We start from the raw sequence: 15,466 nt of genomic DNA on the forward strand, positions 1-15,466 counted from the left end.
GCCGTACCCAGGCCCGCACTTTGTGTCGGTCTTGCAACACAGCGCGGGGGAACCCGGGCACGGCGGCCTCGCGGGCCGGGCCGTCAGGCCAGACCCGCCTCCTTCATCTGACGCAGTTCCTTCTTCATCTCGGAGACCTCGTCACGCAGCCGGGCGGCGACCTCGAAGTGGAGATCGGCGGCGGCGGCCCGCATGCGCTGGGTCATCTCCTCGATCTGCTCGGCGAGTTGGGCGGCGGGACGGTCGGTCGGAACGGTCTCGGCCTTCCCCTTCGCGGACTTCGCCGACGTCGCGGACTTCGCCGACGAGGCGGCCGTGGCGGATTTCGCTCCCTTGGCGGCCTTGCCGCCGAGTGCGGGAACCGGCGCCTTGGTGCCCCCGCCGTCCTTCTTCGCGCGGTAGCCGGAGCCGAGCAACTGTTCGGTGTCGACCTCCTCGCGGGCGATCTGGGCCACGATGTCGTTGATCTTCTTGCGGAGCGGCTGCGGGTCGATGCCGTTCGCCGTGTTGTACGCGACCTGCTTCTCCCGGCGGCGGTTGGTCTCCTCGATCGCCCGCTCCATGCCCGGGGTGATCTTGTCGGCGTACATGTGGACCTGGCCGGAGACATTGCGCGCCGCGCGGCCGATGGTCTGGATCAGCGAGGTGCCGGAGCGCAGGAAGCCCTCCTTGTCGGCGTCGAGGATCGCCACCAGGGAGACCTCGGGCAGGTCGAGGCCCTCCCTGAGCAGGTTGATGCCGACCAGGACGTCGAATTCGCCGGCGCGCAGCTCGCGCAGCAGCTCGATGCGGCGCAGCGTGTCGACGTCGCTGTGGAGATAGCGCACCTGGATGCCCAGTTCGAGGAAGTAGTCGGTGAGGTCCTCGGCCATCTTCTTGGTGAGCGTGGTGACCAGGACGCGTTCGTCCTTCTCCACGCGCGTGCGGATCTCGTGCACCAGGTCGTCGATCTGGCCCTCGGTGGGCTTGACGACGACCTCCGGGTCGATCAGACCGGTGGGGCGGATGATCTGCTCCACGACGCCGTCCCCGCGGGACAGCTCGTACTTGCCGGGTGTCGCCGACAGGTAGACGGTCTGTCCGATGCGCTCCTGGAACTCCTCCCACTTCAGCGGGCGGTTGTCCAGGGCGGACGGCAGCCGGAAGCCGTGGTCGACGAGGGTGCGCTTGCGCGAGGCGTCGCCCTCGTACATGGCGCCGATCTGCGGGACGGTGACATGGGACTCGTCGATGACGAGCAGGAAGTCGTCCGGGAAGTAGTCGAGCAGGGTGTTCGGCGGGGAGCCGGGCGAGCGGCCGTCGAAGTGCATCGAGTAGTTCTCGACACCGGAGCAGGAGCCGATCTGGCGGAGCATCTCCAGGTCGTAGTTGGTGCGCAGGCGCAGCCGCTGGACCTCCAGGTGCTTGCCCTGCTTCTCCAGGTCGGCCAGGCGCTCGCCCAGCTCCTTCTCGATGTCGTTGGCCGCCCGCTCCAGGCGCTCGGGGCCCGCGACGTAGTGGGTGGCCGGGAAGACGTAGAGATGCTCGTCGTCGCTGATGATCTCGCCGGTGAGGGGGTGGAGGGTGGAGAGGGCCTCGATCTCGTCACCGAACATCTCGATGCGGACGGCCAGCTCCTCGTAGACCGGGAAGATCTCGATGGTGTCGCCGCGCACCCGGAAGGTGCCGCGGCTGAACGCCAGGTCGTTGCGCGTGTACTGGATGTCGACGAAGCGGCGCAGCAGCGCGTCCCGGTCGATCTCGTCGCCGACCTTGAGGGAGACCATGCGGTCCACGTACTCCTGCGGGGTGCCCAGGCCGTAGATGCAGGAGACGGAGGCGACCACCACGACGTCCCGCCGGGTGAGGAGGGAGTTGGTGGCGGAGTGGCGCAGCCGCTCGACCTCCTCGTTGATCGAGGAGTCCTTCTCGATGTAGGTGTCCGACTGCGGGACGTACGCCTCGGGCTGGTAGTAGTCGTAGTACGAGACGAAGTATTCGACCGCGTTGTTCGGCAGGAGTTCGCGGAATTCGTTCGCCAACTGGGCGGCCAGGGTCTTGTTCGGCGCCATCACCAGGGTGGGGCGCTGAAGCTTCTCGATCATCCACGCGGTGGTGGCGGACTTGCCGGTGCCGGTCGCGCCGAGCAGGACGACGTCCTTCTCGCCGCCCTGCACGCGCCGGGCCAGCTCGGCGATGGCCGCCGGCTGGTCGCCGCTGGGCTGGTAGGGGCTGACGACCTCGAAGGGCGCCACCGTGCGTTCGATCTGGGATACGGGCCGCATGGCATCCACCGTACGACCCCCCACTGACAACGGGGCCGGGTCAGCGGTTCTGCGGGGTGCGGGTCTCGTGGTGGGCGGCCGTTCCGCGGGTGCGGAGGCGCAGGCGGCGCGGGGTGTGGGCCGGGTGGGCGGAACCGGTCCTGGCCGGGACGCCGGGCTTGTGCTCGACGGGCGCCCGGTCGGGCCCGCCCATGATCATCAGCGGGTCGAAGAGGATGACGACGCCGGCGAGGCAGAGGAAGGCGAGGGGGCCGATCAGCATCGGCGCGAGGAGGGTGGTGGGCGAGTCGCCCGGGACGGGGGCCCCGGTGTGCAGGTGCACCTTCATGGCGGCCATGCCGGTGTAGTGCATGCCGGTCACGGCGAGCCCCATGACGAGGGCGGCGCCCACGCTCCACAGGAAGCCCCTGACCTGTCCCGCGGCCCACAGGGCGGCGGTGGCGGCCACCATGGCTATCGCGACGGAGGCGCCCACGGTGAAGGTGTTGTACTCCAGCGTGCCGTTGAAGCTCATGCCGGCCATGCCCAGGTAGTGCATCGACGCGATGCCCAGTCCGGTGATGGTGCCCCCGGTGAACAGCGCGGTACCGGTCGCGCCCCGGTAGCCGACGATGAAGATCCCGACGCCGACCATGACGACGGCGACGGCGAGGCTCGCGTAGGTCATCGGCTTGTCGTAGTGGATCGGGGCGTCCTGGATGGTGAAGCCCATCATGGCGATGAAGTGCATCGTCCAGATCCCGGAACCGATCGCCGCCGAGCCGAGGGCGAGCCATCCGGGGCGCCAGGAGTGCGAGACGAGCAGCGCCCTGGTCGTGCAGCGCAGACCGAGGGCGCCGCCGAGGCAGGCCATGACGTAGGCCACCAGCGGTGTGACGAGGCCGTAGCTGAATCCGTCGACCGTGCCGTGCATGCGCGGCTGCCCTTCCGCCCTGTTGGATGTCCTGACGCGCCCCTCCCCGGGACCGCGCGAGCGGTCAAGGCTGAGAGAGAGTATGACTGCCACCGGAATGGTCGAACGATTTTCCGGCAAAGAAACACGGTCCTGCCCCACATGTGCGGCATCCGTGAGGGCCCGCGGCACCCTCTTTCATCCTGTCTTTCCTTCCGCGCGCCTTCCGCACCCCCCTCGTCGTTCACTCTGTGCTGTCACAGTTGAGCCGTACGTGACCGGTATGTGAAATCGATCGACACAAGGAGTGCACATGCACGCGCGTGCAGTTGCCGCCACGACCACCGCGCTCCTGGGCACCGCCGCCCTGCTGCTGCCCGTCCACGACGCGCGCGCGGGCGGCGCGGTCCGGCCCACGGTGATCGCCCACCGGGGCGCCTCCGCGTACGCCCCCGAGAACACGCTGGCCGCGGTCGACGAGGCCGCCGCGCGGGGCGTCGTCTGGGTGGAGAACGACGTCCAGCGCACCAAGGACGGCGAGCTGGTGGTGATCCACGACGACTCCCTGCGCCGCACCACCGACGTCGAGGAGGTCTTCCCCGACCGTGCGCCGTGGAAGGTGGCGGACTTCACCGCGGCCGAGATCGCCCGGCTGGACGCGGGCGGCTGGTTCGGTCCCGCCTACGCGGACACGCGCGTGCCGACGCTCGAGGAGTACGTGGACCGGGTGGAGCGCAACCACCAGAAGCTGCTCCTGGAGATCAAGAACCCCGCCCTGTACCCGGGCGTCGAGGCGCAGACGCTCAAGCTGCTGAGCAACGAGGGCTGGCTCGACCCGCGGCATCTGTCCGGGCGGCTGATCGTGCAGAGCTTCAGCGCGGACAGCCTGCGGACCGTGCACGATCTGAAGCCTGCGGTGCGGACCGGGCTGCTCGGGACGCCGCCCGTGGCGGAGCTGCCCTCGTACGCGGGCTTCGCCGATCTGGTCAATCCGTCCCACACCACGCTGTCGCGGTCCTACGTGGACGCCGTGCACGCGCTCACCGGGCCGCACGGCCGGCGGATGGAGGTCTTCGCCTGGACCGTCGACGACGCCCCGGCCGCCCGCACGGTCGCCGGGTACGGGGTCGACGGCATCATCAGCAACAAACCGGACGTGGTGCGGCGGGCGGTGTACTGGTACTGACGGCGGGCCCGCGGTACTGGCACTGACACCGGGCCCGCGCCTCGGCCGGACCGGCGCCGGCGGTGCCCGGCCGGGGGCGGCCGGGGGGCGTTGTCAGTGGCGGGCCGTACGGTGGGGCGCATGAGCAGCCATGCGCAGAACGAGCAGCGGGTCGTGTGGGCCGTCGTCGGCAGCGACATCGGTCCGCTGCTGCTGGCCGCGACCCCCGAGGGCGTGGTCAACGTCGTGTTCCACGCCACCGGCCCGGTCCGGGACCGGACGCTCGCCCGGCTCGCCGAGCGGCTCGGCACCGAGCCCGTCGAGGCCCCCGGCTCCCCGCTGCTGGCCGAGGCGATACGGCAGCTCGACGCGTACTTCGCGGGTGACCGGCGCGACTTCGAGCTGCCGTTGGACTGGTCGCTGATCTCGGGCTTCAACCGTCAGGTGCTGCGCGAGCTGGCCTCCGGGGTGCCGTACGGCGCGGTCGTGGGGTACGGCGATCTGGCCGGCCGGGTGGGGCAGCCGGGCGCGGCCCAGGCGGTGGGGGCGGCGATGGGTGCCAATCCGCTGCCGATCGTGGTTCCCTGCCATCGGGTCGTCGAGAGCGACGGCGGCATCGGAGGGTTCGGGGGCGGCCTGGAGACCAAGCGGAAGCTGCTCGCGCTGGAGGGGGTCCTGCCCGAACCGCTGTTCTGACGTCCGACGGGTGCCACCGGCCCCACAGGTCGGACAGGGGGGAGATCGCGCCGGTGACCGGCCTCATCGTCAAACGCGCGGGCGTGCCGCCCGTCGACGCCGCGCAGGTGCCCGCGCTGCGGCGGCGTACGACCGCGGTGCTGGTCACCGCGCAGATCCTCGGCGGGCTCGGGGTGGCCACCGGCATCGCGCTGTCCGCCGTCCTCGCCCGGCAGGTCAGCGGCACCGAGGCGCTGTCCGGGCTGGCGCCCACCGCGACCGTCGCGGGGACGGCCGTGCTGTCGATGCCGCTGGCCGCGCTGATGGCGGCACGCGGGCGCCGGCCGGGGCTGGTGCTGGCCTATCTGATCGGTGCCCTCGGCGCCTCCGTCGTGGTGGTGGCCGCGCGGATCGGGAGCTTTCCGCTGCTGCTCTGCGGCATGGCGGCCTTCGGCGCGGCCTCCTCGGCGAACCTCCAGGCCCGGTTCGCGGCCGCCGATCTCGCCGAGCCCGAGCGGCGGGCCCGGGCGATCTCGCTCGTGGTGTGGGCGACGACCGTCGGCGCGGTGCTCGGCCCGAACATCTCCGCGCCGGCCGGCCGCAGCGTCACGGGTCTCGGGATACCCGAGGCGGCCGGGCCCTTCCTGTGGGCGGCCGTCATCTTCGTCGTGTCGGCGGTCGTGGTGGCCGTGCTGCTGCGCCCCGACCCGCTGCTGACGGCCCGCGCGCTGGCGCCCGAGGACGAGCACTCCCCCGCGGCGCGTTCCCTGCGGGCCGGGCTGTCGGCCGTCGCCGCCTCGCCGCTCGCCCGGCTCGCGCTGGTGACGGTGGTCGTGTCCCACACGGCGATGGTCTCGGTGATGGCGATGACACCGCTCGACCTCGCGCATCACGGGGCGGGCATCGATCTCATCGGGCTGGTCATCAGCGGGCACATCGCCGGCATGTACGCGTTCGCGCCGCTGATGGGCCGGCTCGCGGACCGGGTGGGGCGGCTGTCGGTGACCGGGCTCGCGGCGGGGCTGCTGGCCTGCGCGCTGTTCCTGGCCGGTACGGCGGGCGGCTCCCACGGGCAGACCGCCGCCGGGCTCTTCGTGCTCGGCCTGGGCTGGTCGGCCGGGCTCGTGTCCGGTTCCGCGCTGCTGACGGACTCCGTCCCGCAGTCCGCGCGGGCGGCGGCGCAGGGGCTGTCCGACCTCACGATGAACACCTCGGCCGGGGTCGGCGGGGCGATCGCCGGGCTGGTGGTGGCGAAGGCGAGCTACGCGTGGCTGAACCTCGCCGCCGCCTGTCTGCTCGTACCGCTGGTCGCGCTGGTGCTCTTCACGCGCGGGGGTTTGACGCGGCGCGGGGCTCGCCAGGGATGAGGGGAGAGCGACGTACAGGAGGCAGGCGTGGTGCTGGTGGTGTCGGAAGAGGTGCGCGAGGCGCTTGACGCGCGTCGCCCCGTGGTGGCCCTGGAGTCCACGATCATCGCGCACGGGCTGCCTCGCCCGCGCAATCTCCAGGTGGCGCTGGAGCTGGAGGCGGTGGTCCGGGAGCAGGGCGCCGTGCCTGCGACGATCGCGGTGCTGGACGGCAGGCCCCATGTCGGCCTGGACAAGCAGCAGTTGGAGCGGGTGGCCAACGAGGACGGGATACGCAAGCTGGGCCATCGTGATCTGCCGCCCGCGGTGGCCGCGGGCGCGAGCGGGGCGACCACCGTGTCGGCGACGGCCCTGCTGGCCGCGCTGGCCGGGGTGCGGGTGTTCGCCACGGGCGGGCTCGGCGGTGTGCACCGGGAGTGGACCGTCACCCAGGACGAGTCGGCGGACCTCGGGCTGCTGGCCCGCACGCGGATCACCGTGGTGTGCGCGGGCGTGAAGTCGATCCTGGACGTGCCGGCGACGCTCCAGCGGCTGGAGACCCTGGGGGTGACCGTCGCCGGATACGGCACGGACCGCTTCCCCGGCTTCTATCTGTCCGACTCGGGACACCCGGTGGACTGGACGCTCACCTCCCCGGCGCAGGTGGCCGCGGTGATGCGGGCCCAGGACGCGCTGGACATGCCGGAGTCGGCGCTGATCGTGGCCAACCCGGTGCCGGAGGAGGAGCAGTTGGATCCCGCGCTGCACGCGCGGGTGCTCGCCGACGCGCTGCACGCGTGCGAGGCGGAGGGCGTGACCGGCCAGGGCGTCACCCCGTTCCTGCTCGACTACCTGGTGCGGCACACCGACGGGGCGTCCCTGAGCGCCAATCTGGCGGCGGTGCGCGGCAATGTCCGGCTCGCGGGGAGGATCGCGGCCGCCTGGGCCGCCGGGTGAGCGGCCCGGCGGGCGGGGCCGCCGCGCGCGAGGGCGGCGGGGCGCTGCTGGTGGTCGGGGACGTCGTGACGGACGTCGTCGCACGGCATCGGGGTCCGTTGGCGTCGGGGACGGACACGGTCGCCGTGATCCGCACCCTGCCGGGCGGCGCGGGCGCCAACGTGGCCTGCTGGGCGGCCCATTGGGGGTGCCCGGACGTCCGGCTGCTCGGGCGGGTGGGCGCGGAGGCGGTGGCCTGGCACGAGCGCGAGCTGCTCGCGTCGGGGGTGCGGCCGCGGCTCGTCGTCGATCCTCAGGCCGCGACCGGCACGGTGATCTGCCTGGTCGACACCGGGGCGGCGGCGGAGCGGACGTTCCTCACCGACAGCGGCGCGTCCCTGCGGCTCGGGCCCGAGGACTGGTCGCAGGCCCTGCTGGACGGGGTGGGGCGGCTGCATCTGTCGGGCTATCTGCTGTTCTCCGGGACCGGGCGGGCGCTGGTCCGCACGGCCGTCGCGTCGGCACGCGCGCGGGGAGTCCCCGTGAGCCTCGATCCGGCGTCGGCGGGCTTTCTGGTGGAGCTGGGAGTCGAGCGGTTCATGGCCCTCGTCGAAGGGGTGGACGTGCTGCTGCCCAGCCGGGACGAGGCGGGTCTGCTGACCGGGCTGCCGGACGGCGCGGCCGCGGCGGCCGCGCTGAGCCGCCGGGTGCCGCTGGTGGTGGCGAAGCAGGGGGCGGACGGCGCGCTGGTGGCCCAAGGCGGTGCCGTCCTCGCACGGGTCCCCGCGGTTCCCGCGACGCCGCGGGACACCACGGGCGCCGGTGACGCCTTCACGGGCGCCTTCCTCGCCACGCTCCTGACGGGAGCGGACCCCGGCGCCGCGGCGGAGGAGGGGTGCCGGGCGGGGGCCCTGGCGGTGGAACGCGTCGGCGGCAGACCGCCGGAGGGCGGGGGCGGCACCGGGCCCTCCGAGTCGGCCAGGTCAGCCAGGTCCGCCGAGTGCTCCAAATCCCCTGCATCGTCCGGGCCGTCCGTGCCCTCCGGTTCTTCGGCCGATGACGGACGGGCGGCGGGTGACCCGGCGCGCGCCGGGTGAGGGGGGGTGGTCTCCGTACCCGGGGTCCCCGGCGTTACGGCTTCCTCCCCCACGCCGAGATCAGCGGGGCCGTCGCCAGGTCCATGGTGCCGGTGGCCACGTTGGCGAGGTGCCGCTCGATGTCGTCCTCGGTGGCCAGGCCGGCGCCGACGAGCCGGTCGCGGATCTGACGGACCGTCGCGGACTCCAGCGCCCCGCAGGCGTCCGAGCTGAGCGGGAAGTAGGCGTCGGCCTCGACCCGGCGCAGCCCGGCCTCCCGGAGCAGACGGGGGAGCTTACGGCCGTAGGAGAGGTCGGCGCCGCGGTCGGCGAGCAGGGTGCGGAAACCGTTCCGCAGGCGGTTGGCGAGCTGCTGCTCGGGGCCGTGCTCGTCGGGGCAGATCAGGGGCTGGAGGGCCGGGTCGCCGTCCTCGACGAGGAGCCGGCCGCCGGGCCGCAGCGACTTGATCATGGAGGCCAACGCCCGCTCCCGGTCCGGGACATGGACGAGGACGAGCCGGGCGTGCACCAGGTCGAAGCCGTCGCCGGGCGGCTCCTCGGTGCCGACGTCGTGGACCCTTACCTCCACCGGCGGGCGGCCGACCGTGGTCAGCAGGCTCGTGTCGATGTCGGTCGCGACCACCTTGCCGGTCGGCCCGACCTTCTTGGCCAGCCAGGACACCACGGAGGTGCCGCCCGCCCCGACTTCCCAGCAGCGCCAGCCGGGGCCGACGCCGAGCCCTTCGAGGTGGCGGAACGTCGTGGGATCGAAGAGGGCGGCGAAGGCGCCGAAGCGTTCGGCCGCCTCGGTCTGCCGGTTGTCCAGGAGGTACCCGTCGGTGCGCGTCATGCCGTGATCATCCCAGTTGACCTGCTTGTACAGGTGGGCGACGCGGCCGGATCGGTCACGCCGGGGGCGGGTACGCGCCGTCCGAGGTGAGCGGGGCGACCGGTTGTCCACAGGCGGGAACAAAGCGGAATCCTCGCTGCCCACAGGCTCACCCACGGTCGGCGTGATCCTGGCAGACTGGCGCGCCAGGGCGCAGGAGTTCGGCGCGAGGAGATCCACGAAGGGGGGCCAGGATGACGATGGCGGGGAATCTGCGGAGGGTCACCGGCCTCGACCGGGTCGGTGGTCTGCGCAAGGTGGCGCGGCTGGGCCGGCGGCGCAGCCGGGTCGACCTCAGTCATCACGCGCGCTCGCCGCTGGGCTCCTCGGTGGTGAACTGCGTGGCGTATCTGGACGGCGTGCGGGCACCGGCCGCGGGTGACCTGGTCAGTGCGGTGGAGGAGGTGCGCAAGCACCGGCACGGTTTCGTCTGGCTCGGTCTGCACGAACCGACGAACGACGAGTTCGCGGGCATCGCCGAGCTGTTCGACCTGCATCCGCTGGCGGTGGAGGACGCGGTCGAGGCGCATCAGCGCCCGAAGGTCGAGCGGTACGACGAGACGCTGTTCGCGGTGTTCAAGACGGTCTGTTATGTGGAGCACGAGCAGTTGACGGCCACCAGTGAGGTGGTCGACACCGGCGAGATCATGGTGTTCGTGGGCCCCGACTTCGTCATCACGGTGCGGCACGGGCGGCACGGCTCGCTCGGCCCGCTGAGGGAGGGGCTGGAGGCCGATCCGGGGCAGCTCGCGATAGGGCCTTCGTCGGTGCTGCACGCCATCGCGGACCATGTGGTCGACGACTACCTCCATGTCATCGACTCCGTGCAGGCCGACATCGACCAGGTCGAGGCGGACGTCTTCGCGGAGAACGGCGCGCGGACCGATCCGGGGCGGATCTACCAGCTCAAGCGGGAACTCCTGGAGCTGAAGCGGGCCGTGGTCCCGCTGAAGCGGCCGCTGACGGATCTGGCCGAGCACCCGGTGCGGGTGGTGGACCCGCAGATACAGGCGTACTTCCGGGACGTCTCGGACCATCTGCTGCGGGCCACGGAGCAGATCGCCGCGTTCGACGAACTGCTGAACTCGATCCTCCAGGCGCATCTGGCCCAGGTCACGGTCGCGCAGAACGAGGACATGCGGAAGATCACCGCGTGGGCCGCGGTGATCGCCGTTCCGACCATGGTCTGCGGTGTCTACGGCATGAACTTCGATCACATGCCGGAGCTGCACTGGAGGTTCGGCTATCCGCTGATACTCGGCGTGATATCCGGGGTCTGTCTGCTGCTGTACCGGGGCTTCCGGCGCAACGGCTGGCTGTGAGGCGGGCCGTGCCCGGGGGTCACTGGCGGCTGGTCCCGGACATCGCGTAGACGTTCTCGACCCAGGACGCGATCTGATCGTCGTTCAGATGCCGGGCGAGGTCGGCCTCACTGATCATGCCGACCAGGCGCTTGTTCTCGATGACGGGCAGCCGGCGGATCTGGTGGTCCTGCATCTCGCGGAGCACCTCGTCGACGTCGGCGCTCGCCTCGATCCAGCGCGGGGTGCCGTTGGCCATCTCCCCGGCGGTGACCTTGGACGGGTCGTGGCCCATGGCCACACAGCCCACGACGATGTCGCGGTCGGTGAGGATGCCGCAGAGCCGGTCGTTGTCGTCGCCGATGGGCAGCGCTCCGACGCCCATGTCTCGCATCAACTGGGCGGCGCGGTCGAGGGTCTCGTGGGCGGGGATCCATCGGGCGCCCCGGTGCATGATGTCTCCGGCGGTGGTCATGCGTACCTCCCGTGGCCGGACGGCCGGCGCGGCGCGGGGGCACCGCTAGTCCCGGCGCCCTTCATTCTCGCCGCGCCGCCGAAGGGCCGCACCCGGAGCCGAGGGCGTCGGCCGGTGCGTCCGGTGGATCCGGTGGATGCCGTGGATCCGGTGCCGTCAGCCGTTCCACGCCGGATGGCGGGGGTCGTCCGCGCGCACCACGACGTCGGCCGTGGCCGCCGGGTCGGTCTCCCGCTCGTAGGTCTCGTAGGCGGGGAGTGTCCAGTGGTCGGGTTCGGGGGTGCGGCGGCGCAGGGCGCCCGGGGAGAGGAGGACGTGCACGCTGAAGTCGAAGGGGAACCAGTGGCGGAGGAGGAAGGGGCCGTGCAGCAGCAGGAAGCCGCCGGGCGGGAGGTGGACGTAGGGGGTGCGGGTGGCGCGGTCGGTGACCGGGTCCCACAGGTCGGGCAGGATCCGTCCGTCGCCGCCGGGTTCGAGGGGGCCGAACACCTCGCGCCACAGGGCGCCGGTGTCGAGCCAGCCGTCGTAGTAGGCGTCGACGTCCTGGTGGCCGTACTCCAGGCGGACCGAGGCGGGGCGCAGGAAGCCGTGGGCGTCCACGGCCCGGGAGGGGCGGCCGCGGACGCGGAGTGCCTCGGCGACGCGTTCGGCGAGGTCGCCGGGGCGGGCGGCGGGGGCTCCGTCGAAGGCGATGCGCGGCCAGGGGCTGCCGTCGGCCGGCTTCAGGTCGAGCAGCCGCTCGGCGAGGAGGTCGCCGAGCCGTTCCCAGGTGATCGCTTCGAGTCGCACACGGCCCATCATGCGTCAGTCGCCCGGCGAACGCGGCGCCGCGGTGACGTGCCGCGACGGCCACCGGCGGGAATGAGGTCCACATGACGGCCGCAGCACCCGCAGCACCCCCAACTCCCCTTCCCCGTCCCGGTCTTCTCGTCGTCCAGCCGCAGCGGCGCAGACACTGCGCCGGATGCCGGCGCGGTCCGCTGCCGATGGTGGTCGTGGAGGACGACGGGCCGCGCTGTCTGGACTGCGCCGACCTGGGACACCTGGTGTTCCTGGCGCGCGGCGACACGGCGCTGACCCGCAGATCGCGGGAGGAGAGCGGGCTGTCGGCGGTGGTGGTGCGGTTCAACCGGCGCCGGGGGCGGTACGAGCGGCAGGGCGTCCTGGTCGAGGAGGCGGGCCTCGCCCGGGCGGAGGCGCGGTGTCTGGCGGACGCGGAGGCGCGGCGAAGACGCCGGGTCCGGGACGCGCGGCGGCGGGCGGAGCAGGACGTGCGGTTCACGGCGGCGTTCGCGGCGGAGATCCTGCGGCTGCTGCCAGGGTGCCCCGAGGACCGGGCGCGGGCGATCGCCGCGCACGCCTCGCTGCGGGGCAGCGGCCGGGTGGGGCGCAGCGCGGCCGGGCGGGCGCTGAGCGAGCGGGCCGTGGTCTCGGCGGTCGTGGCGTCCGTACGGCATCTGGAGACGCCGTACGACCGGCTGTTGATGGGCGGGGTGCCGCGGCGCGAGGCGCGGCGGCGGATCGCGGCGGAGGTGGAGCGGATCCTGCGGGAGTGGGGGTGGGAGGCGGGTCTCGGCCCGGCCGGCGGGTGAGCGGCGTGGACGCTCGCTTATGGTCCGGCGCGGTTCGGCCATGGCCCTGGTGCGCGGACGGGAATTGACTGGGGAGGGCGGATGGTCGCGGGTGCGATCCGGTTCGAGGCGGGAGTTGACGTCGAGATGATCGATGGGCCGTATTTCGTGCTGACGGTGCTGGGGGTGCTCGGCGCCGGGCTGGTGGCGGGGGTGTTCTGCGGGTTCTCGACCTTCGTGATGCGCGGGCTGGCGGCGCTTCCGCCCGCGCAGGGGGTGGCGGCGATGCAGGCGGTCAACAGGGCGGCGGTGCGGCCGGCGTTCATGGCCGTGTTCCTCGGGTCGACGGTCCTGGCGGTGGTGATCGCCGTGGTGACGTTCGTGCTGTGGCCGGACGAGGGGACGGTGGAGCTGCTGCTGGGCAGCGCGCTGTATCTGTTCGGTTCGTTCGGGGTGACGATGATCGCCAACGTGCCGCGCAACGACGCGCTGGCCCGGCTGGATCCGGGCGCTGCGGAGGCGGCGGTGTACTGGCCGGAGTATGTGCGTGAGTGGACGGCGTGGAACCACATACGCACGGTGGCCTCGGGTGCGGCGGCGGTGTCGTACCTGCTGGCCGTCGCCTGATCCGGAGCGGGCGCCCGCCCTGCGCCCGCTTCCCGCGGAGGGACCGGGGAAAGCGGTGTCCCGCGGCTCTGCGGGGCCGGGCGGTGGGACGTATCGTGGCCGGAAGAGTGCCGCCCGATGACGCACGGCCTGTCGCGCACACGCACGCGAGGACTACGGACATGGCCGATCCCAAGGGATTCATGACCACTCCGCGCCAGGACCGGCCCCGCCGGCCCGTGGAGCAGCGGGTCCGGGACTGGGACGAGGTGTACGTCCCCGGCGCGCTCCTGCCCATCGTGAGCCGGCAGGCGGACCGGTGTATGGACTGCGGGATCCCGTTCTGCCACGACGCGTGTCCGCTGGGCAATCTGATCCCGGAGTGGAACGACCTGGTGTCGCGGGAGGACTGGCGGGCGGCGAGCGACCGGCTGCACGCGACGAACAACTTCCCCGAGTTCACGGGGCGGTTGTGTCCGGCGCCGTGCGAGGCGGGGTGTGTGCTCGCCATCAACCAGCCGGCCGTCACCATCAAGGACGTGGAGGTCGCGATCGCCGACCGGGCCTGGGCGGACGGGTTCACCTCCCCGCGCCCGCCGGACCGGCTCTCGGGGAAGACGGTCGCGGTGATCGGTTCCGGCCCCACCGGGCTGGCGGCCGCGCAGCAGCTCACGCGCGCGGGGCACACGGTCGTCGTGTATGAGAGGGACGACCGGATCGGGGGTCTGATGCGGTACGGCATCCCGGCGTTCAAGATGGAGAAGCGCCATCTGGAGCGGCGGATCGAGCAGATGCTCGCCGAGGGGACCCGGTTCCGTACGTCGACGGCGGTCGGGCGGGACATCGGGGCGGCCGAGCTGCGGACCCGCCACGATGCCGTGGTGATCGCGACCGGGGCGACGGCATGGCGGGAACTCCCGGTGCCGGGGCGCGAGTTGGCCGGGATCCAGCAGGCGATGGAGTATCTGCCGCTGGCCAACCGGGTGTGCGAGGGGGATCTGGAGGTGTCGCCGATGTCGGCGGCCGGGCGGCACGTCGTGATCGTCGGCGGCGGCGACACCGGCGCGGACTGCCTGGGCACGGCGGTGCGGGAGGGGGCCGCGTCCGTCACCCAGCTCGACATCTACCGGCAGCCCGGCGCCGAGCGCGACGAGGACACGGACCCCTGGCCGACGTATCCGAAGATCTACCGGATGTCGGCGGCGCACGAGGAGGCGCGCGAGCTGCGGACCGCGCCGGCGGCCGACGCCGACGCGCGCCTGTTCGCCGCCTCCACGCTCCGCTTCACCGGTGACGAGACCGGTCATGTCCGTTCGCTGCACGTCGTCGAGGTCGACGAGCGGCGCACTCCGGTGGCGGGCACCGGGCGGTCGGTCCCGGCCGATCTGGTGCTGCTCGCCCTCGGCTTCTCCGGGCCGGACCGGACGGACGGGCTGACCGACCAGTTGGGGCTGGCGATGGAGCCGCGGGGCACGATCGCGCGGGACGGCGGCTTCGCGACGAACGTCCCCGGGGTGTTCGCCGCCGGGGACGCGGCGCGCGGCCAGTCGCTGATCGTGTGGGCGATCGCGGAGGGGCGGGCGGTGGCGGCGGCCGTCGACCACCATCTGACCGGCGCCTCCCGGCTGCCGGCGCCGATCTCGCCGTACGACCGCCCCATGACCGTGTGAGCGGGAGGAACCGGCCGGCCGCGGCCGGGGTCAGCGGCGTTCGTCCGTGCCGGCCACCTTGGCCGTCGCCAGGGCGATCCGGTTCCAGGTGTTGATCGCGCAGATCAGGGCGATCACCTGGGCCAGTTCCGGCTCGTCGAAGTGCGCGGCGGCCTCGGCGTAGACGTCGTCCGGGACACCGCCGTCGGCGACCAGGGTGAGCGCCTCGGTCAGGGCCAGGGCGGCCTGTTCCCGCTCGGTGTAGAAGTGGCGGGCCTCGCGCCAGACGGCGACCAGGTGCAGCCGGTCCTCGCTCTCGCCGGCCTTGCGGGCGTCGTTGGTGTGCATGTGCAGGCAGTACGCGCAGTGGTTGAGGTGGGACGCCCGGATCTGGACCAGCTCGACTAGGGCCGGGTCCAGGCCCTCGCGGGCGGCGGCGTCGAAGCCGACGAGGGCGCGGAAGGCCGGGCGGGCGGACCGGCCGAAGTCCAGCCGGGTGCGGGCGGCCTCGGCGGCGGCGATCGCGGTGGCGGGGTCGGGGGCGGCGGCCCCCGCATCGATGAGGGCGGTGGCGGTGTGCGTCGTCGTGTGATCCATGTGCTCCAACCTAGAAGCCGGAAA

Annotated in this window: 15 protein-coding genes; 9 read left to right on the forward strand and 6 right to left on the reverse strand. The window is 72.8% G+C overall.

Going from position 1 to position 15,466, the window contains the following annotated elements; genetic code table 11:
• Positions 1-83: 83 nt before the first annotated feature.
• Both uvrB and G6W55_RS27975 read right to left on the reverse strand, forming a co-directional pair.
• The gene (uvrB, locus tag G6W55_RS27970) at positions 84-2,264 is read right to left on the reverse strand and encodes an excinuclease ABC subunit UvrB (protein WP_175523572.1); all 2,181 of its coding nucleotides are present in this window, start codon (positions 2,262-2,264) and stop codon (positions 84-86) included.
• Between the two features lie 40 nt (positions 2,265-2,304).
• The gene (locus G6W55_RS27975) at positions 2,305-3,177 is read right to left on the reverse strand and encodes an MHYT domain-containing protein (RefSeq protein WP_175523573.1); all 873 of its coding nucleotides are present in this window, start codon (positions 3,175-3,177) and stop codon (positions 2,305-2,307) included.
• Positions 3,178-3,469: 292 nt separating this feature from the next.
• Here G6W55_RS27975 and G6W55_RS27980 point away from each other — a divergent pair, with 292 nt between their 5' ends.
• The 5 genes from G6W55_RS27980 (at position 3,470) to G6W55_RS28000 (ending at position 8,375) form a co-directional block, all read left to right on the forward strand.
• Complete coding sequence (locus G6W55_RS27980; RefSeq protein WP_078633106.1) at positions 3,470-4,342, forward strand: glycerophosphodiester phosphodiesterase family protein; 873 nt, start codon at positions 3,470-3,472, stop codon at positions 4,340-4,342.
• Positions 4,343-4,462: 120 nt separating this feature from the next.
• Entirely contained in the window at positions 4,463-5,017 is a 555-nt protein-coding gene (locus G6W55_RS27985; protein WP_175523574.1) for a methylated-DNA--[protein]-cysteine S-methyltransferase, read from the forward strand.
• Between the two features lie 53 nt (positions 5,018-5,070).
• A complete protein-coding gene (locus G6W55_RS27990) occupies positions 5,071-6,363 on the forward strand; it encodes an MFS transporter (RefSeq protein ID WP_309243833.1) in 1,293 nt (430 codons plus the stop codon).
• A 27-nt stretch (positions 6,364-6,390) separates the two neighbouring features.
• Positions 6,391-7,299 (forward strand): pseudouridine-5'-phosphate glycosidase, encoded by a 909-nt coding sequence (locus G6W55_RS27995; RefSeq protein WP_175523575.1) that lies wholly within the window; start codon positions 6,391-6,393, stop codon positions 7,297-7,299.
• Entirely contained in the window at positions 7,284-8,375 is a 1,092-nt protein-coding gene (locus G6W55_RS28000; protein ID WP_175523595.1) for a sugar kinase, read from the forward strand. Before G6W55_RS27995 ends, G6W55_RS28000 begins: the two co-directional genes overlap by 16 nt.
• Positions 8,376-8,409: 34 nt before the next feature.
• Here G6W55_RS28000 and G6W55_RS28005 read toward each other — a convergent pair whose 3' ends face one another.
• On the reverse strand, positions 8,410-9,204 hold the full coding sequence (locus tag G6W55_RS28005) for a methyltransferase (protein ID WP_175523576.1): 795 nt from the start codon (positions 9,202-9,204) through the stop codon (positions 8,410-8,412).
• Positions 9,205-9,437: 233 nt separating this feature from the next.
• Here G6W55_RS28005 and G6W55_RS28010 point away from each other — a divergent pair, with 233 nt between their 5' ends.
• Positions 9,438-10,565: a magnesium and cobalt transport protein CorA gene (locus G6W55_RS28010; RefSeq protein ID WP_175523577.1), complete on the forward strand. Its 1,128-nt coding sequence runs from the start codon at positions 9,438-9,440 to the stop codon at positions 10,563-10,565.
• Positions 10,566-10,584: 19 nt separating this feature from the next.
• Here the strand turns inward: G6W55_RS28010 and G6W55_RS28015 are convergent, their stop codons facing one another.
• On the reverse strand, positions 10,585-11,019 hold the full coding sequence (locus G6W55_RS28015; protein ID WP_175523578.1) for a CBS domain-containing protein: 435 nt from the start codon (positions 11,017-11,019) through the stop codon (positions 10,585-10,587).
• Between the two features lie 156 nt (positions 11,020-11,175).
• Positions 11,176-11,817 (reverse strand): uridine kinase, encoded by a 642-nt coding sequence (locus tag G6W55_RS28020; RefSeq protein WP_175523579.1) that lies wholly within the window; start codon positions 11,815-11,817, stop codon positions 11,176-11,178.
• Positions 11,818-11,891: 74 nt separating this feature from the next.
• Here G6W55_RS28020 and G6W55_RS28025 point away from each other — a divergent pair, with 74 nt between their 5' ends.
• The 3 genes from G6W55_RS28025 to G6W55_RS28035 all read left to right on the forward strand — a co-directional run bounded on the left by G6W55_RS28025 (position 11,892) and on the right by G6W55_RS28035 (position 14,866).
• Positions 11,892-12,611 (forward strand): DUF2293 domain-containing protein, encoded by a 720-nt coding sequence (locus tag G6W55_RS28025; RefSeq protein ID WP_175523580.1) that lies wholly within the window; start codon positions 11,892-11,894, stop codon positions 12,609-12,611.
• A 126-nt stretch (positions 12,612-12,737) separates the two neighbouring features.
• Positions 12,738-13,217, forward strand: coding sequence for a DUF1772 domain-containing protein (locus tag G6W55_RS28030; protein WP_175523596.1), 480 nt, complete (start codon positions 12,738-12,740; stop codon positions 13,215-13,217).
• Positions 13,218-13,378: 161 nt separating this feature from the next.
• A complete protein-coding gene (locus G6W55_RS28035) occupies positions 13,379-14,866 on the forward strand; it encodes a glutamate synthase subunit beta (RefSeq protein WP_175523581.1) in 1,488 nt (495 codons plus the stop codon).
• Positions 14,867-14,896: 30 nt separating this feature from the next.
• Here G6W55_RS28035 and G6W55_RS28040 read toward each other — a convergent pair whose 3' ends face one another.
• A complete protein-coding gene (locus G6W55_RS28040) occupies positions 14,897-15,442 on the reverse strand; it encodes a carboxymuconolactone decarboxylase family protein (protein WP_254876476.1) in 546 nt (181 codons plus the stop codon).
• Positions 15,443-15,466: the final 24 nt, after the last annotated feature.

Origin of the sequence: Streptomyces sp. CAI-85 (genome assembly GCF_013363615.1) — a bacterium.
In the GTDB taxonomy this organism is placed as follows: Bacteria; Actinomycetota; Actinomycetes; order Streptomycetales; family Streptomycetaceae; genus Streptomyces; species Streptomyces antibioticus_B.

Excerpts from the sequence above, each read along its gene's own strand:
- uvrB (WP_175523572.1), bottom strand. The coding sequence starts at position 2,264 with ATGCGGCCCGTATCCCAGATCGAACGCACGGTGGCGCCCTTCGAGGTC.
- G6W55_RS27975 (WP_175523573.1), bottom strand. The coding sequence starts at position 3,177 with ATGCACGGCACGGTCGACGGATTCAGCTACGGCCTCGTCACACCGCTG.
- G6W55_RS27980 (WP_078633106.1), top strand. The coding sequence starts at position 3,470 with ATGCACGCGCGTGCAGTTGCCGCCACGACCACCGCGCTCCTGGGCACC.
- G6W55_RS27985 (WP_175523574.1), top strand. The coding sequence starts at position 4,463 with ATGAGCAGCCATGCGCAGAACGAGCAGCGGGTCGTGTGGGCCGTCGTC.
- G6W55_RS28005 (WP_175523576.1), bottom strand. The coding sequence starts at position 9,204 with ATGACGCGCACCGACGGGTACCTCCTGGACAACCGGCAGACCGAGGCG.
- G6W55_RS28010 (WP_175523577.1), top strand. The coding sequence starts at position 9,438 with ATGACGATGGCGGGGAATCTGCGGAGGGTCACCGGCCTCGACCGGGTC.
- G6W55_RS28015 (WP_175523578.1), bottom strand. The coding sequence starts at position 11,019 with ATGACCACCGCCGGAGACATCATGCACCGGGGCGCCCGATGGATCCCC.
- G6W55_RS28020 (WP_175523579.1), bottom strand. The coding sequence starts at position 11,817 with ATGGGCCGTGTGCGACTCGAAGCGATCACCTGGGAACGGCTCGGCGAC.
- G6W55_RS28025 (WP_175523580.1), top strand. The coding sequence starts at position 11,892 with ATGACGGCCGCAGCACCCGCAGCACCCCCAACTCCCCTTCCCCGTCCC.
- G6W55_RS28030 (WP_175523596.1), top strand. The coding sequence starts at position 12,738 with ATGATCGATGGGCCGTATTTCGTGCTGACGGTGCTGGGGGTGCTCGGC.
- G6W55_RS28035 (WP_175523581.1), top strand. The coding sequence starts at position 13,379 with ATGGCCGATCCCAAGGGATTCATGACCACTCCGCGCCAGGACCGGCCC.
- G6W55_RS28040 (WP_254876476.1), bottom strand. The coding sequence starts at position 15,442 with ATGGATCACACGACGACGCACACCGCCACCGCCCTCATCGATGCGGGG.